At 38.1% G+C, this 3628-nt stretch carries 4 protein-coding genes; all 4 read right to left on the reverse strand.

What is annotated here, in order from left to right; all coding sequences use genetic code 11:
• Positions 1 to 6: 6 nt before the first annotated feature.
• From A5295_RS05660 to A5295_RS05675, 4 genes are read right to left on the reverse strand one after another with little or no spacing between them, the layout of a single operon-like run.
• Complete coding sequence (locus A5295_RS05660; protein ID WP_004110027.1) at positions 7 to 654, reverse strand: type II secretion system F family protein; 648 nt, start codon at positions 652 to 654, stop codon at positions 7 to 9.
• A 3-nt stretch (positions 655 to 657) separates the two neighbouring features.
• Positions 658 to 1233: a type II secretion system F family protein gene (locus A5295_RS05665; protein WP_004110029.1), complete on the reverse strand. Its 576-nt coding sequence runs from the start codon at positions 1231 to 1233 to the stop codon at positions 658 to 660.
• 29 nt (positions 1234 to 1262) lie between these two features.
• Positions 1263 to 2339: a CpaF family protein gene (locus tag A5295_RS05670; RefSeq protein WP_004110032.1), complete on the reverse strand. Its 1077-nt coding sequence runs from the start codon at positions 2337 to 2339 to the stop codon at positions 1263 to 1265.
• The gene (locus A5295_RS05675; RefSeq protein ID WP_064622109.1) at positions 2326 to 3501 is read right to left on the reverse strand and encodes a hypothetical protein; all 1176 of its coding nucleotides are present in this window, start codon (positions 3499 to 3501) and stop codon (positions 2326 to 2328) included. Before A5295_RS05675 ends, A5295_RS05670 begins: the two co-directional genes overlap by 14 nt.
• Positions 3502 to 3628: the final 127 nt, after the last annotated feature.

The raw sequence follows: 3628 nt of genomic DNA on the forward strand, positions 1-3628 counted from the left end.
AAAAAGCTAGCGCATAAGCGACATAACTGTTGGCAAAATTCCTATGCATATAAAAGACGGCAAAAAACATAATCCAACAGGAAGCAGCAATCGCACAGACAACTTAGAACTTTCTTGTCTAGCAATATTGGCCATATTTATCTCATAATGTTGAGCAAGTGCAGACAATACAGGAACTGGAGATGAACCATAACACCATGATTCTTTTAAAGATGTCATTAACCATCTAGCTAATATTTCTGAAGAATCTAAGTTTTTACGATTAGTAAATTTTGATTTATTTTCTAATTCAAAATTATCTTGTTTAGTATAAGTAGAAGACCATGCTTCATGCCACGTATCTCCTGCAAGTAAAGCATTGGAAACAGAGCAAAGCCACATGCCTTGACCACAAGGAAACACTTCTCCAACAGCACTAAGAGCCCTAGTAATAGCAACACCACTACGAAGTGAAACAATAATCATATGTAAACCAAGAAGAGGATCTACATATGAAACTTTGGAGTTACGCCATTCGTACTTAACTAGCATAATTTTACTGTTAAAACGCATACGATTATCTAATGAATCGCACTCTAATTTCAAACTCACCCATTGCCAAACAATTACAACAAACAATGGGATGATAAACAAAAGCTGCTTTGTGGATTCCATAAATCAGCCTTCCAGCGAGGCAGCATCCATTGCATGCTGAGATATTTGCAACATAGAACTAACCCATGCCAAACCCAATCCATAACATATTCCACCTATTGTTAATAAAATCCATCCATTTACTGTTGTAATTAACATCAAAATAGGGTGCCCACCTAATAATTCACCAGCAAAAAGAGCCAAAATAGGTAGAGCAGTAAGTAGTTTTATTGTTGCTTTTGGCATTGCAGCTACGTCAGCACGTAAATCTTCTGCACGCTTCTGAGCATGATATGACGCTGCCGTAGCTTCCACACATTCTGCCATAGCACAACCAAGAGTATTACTCAATTCATATGAAGCCATAAGACTTTCAGAAACAGTATGCATATGTTTTTCAAGCTGACGACGTTGATTCTTATTCATATTGCGATTCTTTGGAAAACAACGTTCATAAAGCCATTTATAAATAATTTTTGTATTAACTGCACTACTGCAAATACATTGTTGAGACTTAGAGTCACTGTGAACAATCATTGCAAAAGTAGAACCAGAACGTAATGCAGCAATCATTCCAGCAAGAACTTCTTCAATATCCATTTTTACGCTCCAAGCAACACAATCGACTACTAATTATTTGAACTGTCAACACATATGTTGGCCATATTTTCGGGAAGATTCCAATAATTTGAAAACTTAACCCATGCAGGCAAAAATTTCATGACAATACTGCCGTCAATTCCACAAGATAATTGCAAAACTGGAATGCCACACAGCAACGAAGCGCTAGAAGCGTATTGCAAAATACCGAGTTCTTTGATCATTCGACGCCCGTTAGAGGATCTCTCTACATGAATAACAACATCGAATGCTCCAGCAGCTAAAGCACATAAAGCTGCAGGCTCCAACCCAGCCAATAACCCTAATGCCATAAGACGAGCGGGAACTTTTTCTATTTCATCTGCATGAAGAGTTGTCATTCCACCCTTATGCCCGGAAGTAAACACTCTCAACAAATCAGCAATTTCTTCCCCACGACATTCACCAAGAATAATGCGATCCGGGCGCATTCTTAATGTTGCTTTTACTAATTGAGATAAGCCAATTTCTCCTACACCTTCTACATTAGCTTCTCGCGCACTTAACGAAACATGATTTTGTGTCAACTCGCCGAGCTCTCTAATTTCTTCAACAGATACAATACGATCTTCGCAATCAGCAGCAGCCAACAAAGCCTTCATAAGTGTGGTTTTCCCAGATCCAGTACTTCCAGTGATCATTATATTTGCTCGCTTTTTAACTAAAACGCTTAGAATACAAGACAATTCTTTTGGAAACATGCCTTGATCGCTTAAAGAAACAAGATCATAACGATTAACTGAAGGAAAACGAATTGACAATGCTGCTCCTTGAGATACAAGTGGTGCTAAAACAGCATGTATGCGAATGCCAGAAGTACTTGAAGCATCAGCAATAGGACACGCATCATCCAGTCTTTTGCCTAATTGTGCACAAAGCCATACAGCATATTCTCTTAACAAAGCAGGGTTGTTAAGCGGAACTCGAGTTGCGCGTTCCTTGAGACCTTGCCCACAATCTACCCACACACGACCGGACTCACTTACAACCATGTCTGTAACTCTTACATCATTGGCAAATTCCTGCAGAATTCCAAAATCGATATCACGAATATTATTTACGATCATATTTACCTCTTGAGTATTTCGAACGACGATATTGCGAACGACGATATTTAGTTACAGCATTTTTTGTATTTGATATAACATCTCCGATAAGCCAATTATTTATGCGTTTCATGGTTTCCTTCATTGAAGATGGCACATTTCGAATACCATATCCCCCTATAATGTCGGTGTACATGCGAGCATCGTGTTGCAAAGAACCAAGAAATGTAGTTGATAGATATTCAGAAGCTTCATCGATACTTAAAACATAAGATTTTTGCGTTAAACCACGAGGAGACAATCCAACAACAGCAAATTTATTAAACTTTACTTCAGAATCACACAAAGTATCTAATTTTTGTAGCAACGCTCTAAACCTTGCTAAATCAAGCACAGATAGCTCAACAGCAGCAAGAGTCGCACTGTCAATAAATTGCGGAATATTATGGTAAGACTTCATAGCAGTCTCGCCAGAACCTATATCTACAATAACTACATCAACAGCATCAGCTAAACCTCTAATAGCAGCCTCTAAAACCCAAGGTTCAGGATACTTACCATGCCATGGAGAAAATGCTAAAACATCCACATTGTCCCAATGCAATAGCTCATTGCGTAACACATAGCCATCGCATTTACCTAAAGAAGCATCAACTTCTTGCAACCTGCGGCCTTCATCTGATTCCAAACCAAGCAGAACGTCTAAACCACCATGAGTCAAATCAGCATCTACAAGAGCAACACTATGACCTTGTTCACTTATATAGCGCGAAAGAATAGATAGCGAAGTGCTTAGCCCAATGCCATCTGCAGCAGACATTCCAACTAAAATATTTTTAGGCAACGGATCTAAAGAATCACGCGCAATAAGATTATCTTCTTCAGAATTATTAAACATGCAAGACTTATGCTTAATAGAAATATCTTGTGAGCGTTCAGTGTGTTGAAAACTCTCCACATCTTGAGAACTCTTAGGCAAAAAAGTCATAACAGTATGATCGTCAGCTATACAAGGCGTGCTTTTTACACCATTAGACGCAGATTCGTATATAGATTTATCTGCAACTTGAGGAGGATAAACATAACGTTTAACATCTCTAAATGCGCCTACAGCTTCGCCATTGTTATAATTTTTATCAATCTGCTTAACGCCAATTGATTTGTTGCTTACACTCATATTCATACTCATGCGCCTATTGAAACGCATACAGCAATGAGTTTTCAACAATATTCATGCAATGTGGTTAAAAGCTCAGGAAATATTAAGAATAAGCAAATATTGCACAAAAATTATCTATAAAAACATCTAT

Origin of the sequence: Gardnerella sp. 26-12, from assembly GCF_001660745.1 — a bacterium.
Classification (GTDB): Bacteria; Actinomycetota; Actinomycetes; order Actinomycetales; family Bifidobacteriaceae; genus Bifidobacterium; species Bifidobacterium swidsinskii.

Bases quoted from the DNA above. Each gene is read 5' to 3' on its own strand.
- A5295_RS05660 (WP_004110027.1), bottom strand. From the start codon at position 654: ATGGAATCCACAAAGCAGCTTTTGTTTATCATCCCATTGTTTGTTGTA.
- A5295_RS05665 (WP_004110029.1), bottom strand. From the start codon at position 1,233: ATGGATATTGAAGAAGTTCTTGCTGGAATGATTGCTGCATTACGTTCT.
- A5295_RS05670 (WP_004110032.1), bottom strand. From the start codon at position 2,339: ATGATCGTAAATAATATTCGTGATATCGATTTTGGAATTCTGCAGGAA.
- A5295_RS05675 (WP_064622109.1), bottom strand. From the start codon at position 3,501: ATGAATATGAGTGTAAGCAACAAATCAATTGGCGTTAAGCAGATTGAT.